Source organism: Thiomonas sp. TH-17 (assembly GCF_057473305.1).
Genome location: NZ_JBYCKI010000308.1, coordinates 1 through 2,108, shown reverse-complemented (window position 1 = coordinate 2,108; position 2,108 = coordinate 1). Strand labels below are relative to the sequence as shown.

The following is a 2,108-nucleotide window of genomic DNA, read 5'->3' as shown; positions in this document are numbered from 1 at the left end:
CGAGGCCGTCGGCGTCGAGCCGGGCCTGCAAGCGGCCGATGGCCTCGAACGAACCGGCCACCACGCTGGCCTGCGGACCGTTTTCGCCGGCGAGGTCAAGATCGTCCGTGAGATAGGGCTGCAGCGCGCTGGCCGAGAGCCGAACCGACAGCATGGCGCCTGGCGGCTGGGCCTGCATGAGCTGACCGCGCAAGGCCACCAGGGCGGCCGCGTCTTCGAGCGAGAACACCCCCGCCAGCACGGCGGCGACGAACTCGCCCACGGAGTGGCCGATGAGTACGCTGGGCTCCACTCCGCGCTGCAACCACCATTGCGCCAGGGCGTATTCGATGCAGAAGGTGGCGGGCTGGGTGACGGCGGTGGGCTGCAGCGCGGCCGCATCGCCGCCGAACAGCAGCGCCTTGAGGTCGAACTTGGTGTGCGGCGCAAACGCGGCAAGGGCGGCGTCGAGCGCGTCGTGAAACTCGGGCAGTGCGTCGTAAAGGCCACTGCCCATCGCCGCGTATTGCGCGCCCTGACCGGGAAACAGCAGGGCCAGAGGCGGCGGCGCGGCGGGCGCTTTGCGCTGCGCGCGCAGTGGGGACTGGGAGCGCCCCCGGGGCTGGACTGCGTCCAGCCTGCCCCCCGAGGGGGACAAGGAAACTTGGGGCGGCCCTGCGTTTCCTTGCGCATCACGCAGGGCGCGTGCGGCGTCGGTCGCATCGTCGGCCACCACGATCAGACGGTGGGCAAAAGTCTTGCGGCCCACACGCAGGGTGTAGGCGCAATCGCCCAGCGGGGTGGCGGGCAGAGTGGCGACATGGTTGGCGAGTTGCTCGGCGGAGGCGGCGAGGGCGCCTTCGCTGCGAGCGGACAGGCGCAGGATGAACGGCCCTTGTGCGGGGCTGCTGGGCGCGCGCAGGGGCGCTTCTTCCAGAATGGCGTGGGCGTTGGTGCCGCCGACACCCGAACTGTTGACTCCGGCCAGACGCGGCTGCGCGCCGCGTGGCCACGGCGTGAGGCGGTCGTTGACGATGAAGGGCGAGTCTTCCAGCCCCAGTTTGGGGTTGGGCGTGTGGAAATGCAGGGTGGCCGGGATGCGCTCGTGCTGCAGCGACAGCGCGGTCTTGATGACCCCGGTGGCGCCGGCGGCGATGACGGTATGGCCGACATTGCTTTTTCCGGAGCCGATACGACAGAACTGCGTGCGCTTGGTGGACTGGCGGAAGGCCCGGGTGAGGGCCTGCACCTCCACCGGGTCGCCCAGCGGGGTGGCCGTGCCGTGCGTCTCGATGTAGCTGATGTCTTCGGGCCGCACGTTGGCAGCGGCCAGCGCGGAAGCGGCCACTGCAGCCTGCCCATCCACGCTGGGCGCGGTGAAGCTGGCCTTGCCGCCGCCGTCATTGTTGATGGCGACGCTGCGGATCAGGGCGTGGATGGTGTCGCCATCGGCCAGGGCTGCGCTCAGGGGTTTGAGCAGCACCACGGCAGCGCCGTCGGAAAACACGGTGCCCTGCGCCTGCGCGTCGAAGGTGCGGGTGTGGCCATCGGGCGAGAGCATCGAGCCCTCTTGGTAGAGATAGCCGCTGTTTGGCGGGCAGGTGATTGAGCTGCCGCCGGCAAGCGCCATGCCGCACTGCCCGCTGTGCAGGCTGTCCACCGCCTGGCCGATGGCCACCAGCGAGGTGGAGCAGCCGGTATGCACGCTGACCGCCGGGCCGGTGAGGTCGAGCCGGTTGGCGGTGCGGGTGGCGATGTAGTCCTTCTCGTTGGCGAGCATGACCTGGAACTCGCCCAGGCGTTGCACCTTGTCGGGGTGGGCGCTGACATGCCGCTGAAAATAGGTGGCGTTGTACATGCCGGCAAACACGCCCACGGGCGTGGCGGTCTGGCCCGGCACATGGCCCGCGCGTTCCATGCATTCCCAGCACAGCTCGAGGAACACGCGCTGCTGCGGGTCCATCAGCTCGGCTTCGAGCGGGCTGATGCCGAAGAAGGCGGCATCGAAATCGGCCACGCCCTGCAGCACGCCGCGCGCGGCGACGTAGGCCGGATCGGCGCGCATCGCGGCGGGAATGGCGGGGTCGAGTTCGTCGGGGCGGAAAAAGCGGATGCCCTCGCGGCCTTCG

The 2,108-nt window shown here is 69.9% G+C and carries 1 protein-coding gene; it reads right to left on the bottom strand.

Going from position 1 to position 2,108, the window contains the following annotated elements; translation table 11 throughout:
• On the bottom strand, positions 1-2,108 hold a 2,108-nt coding region (locus AC2VLV_RS16915; protein WP_486991074.1), incomplete at both ends, for a type I polyketide synthase.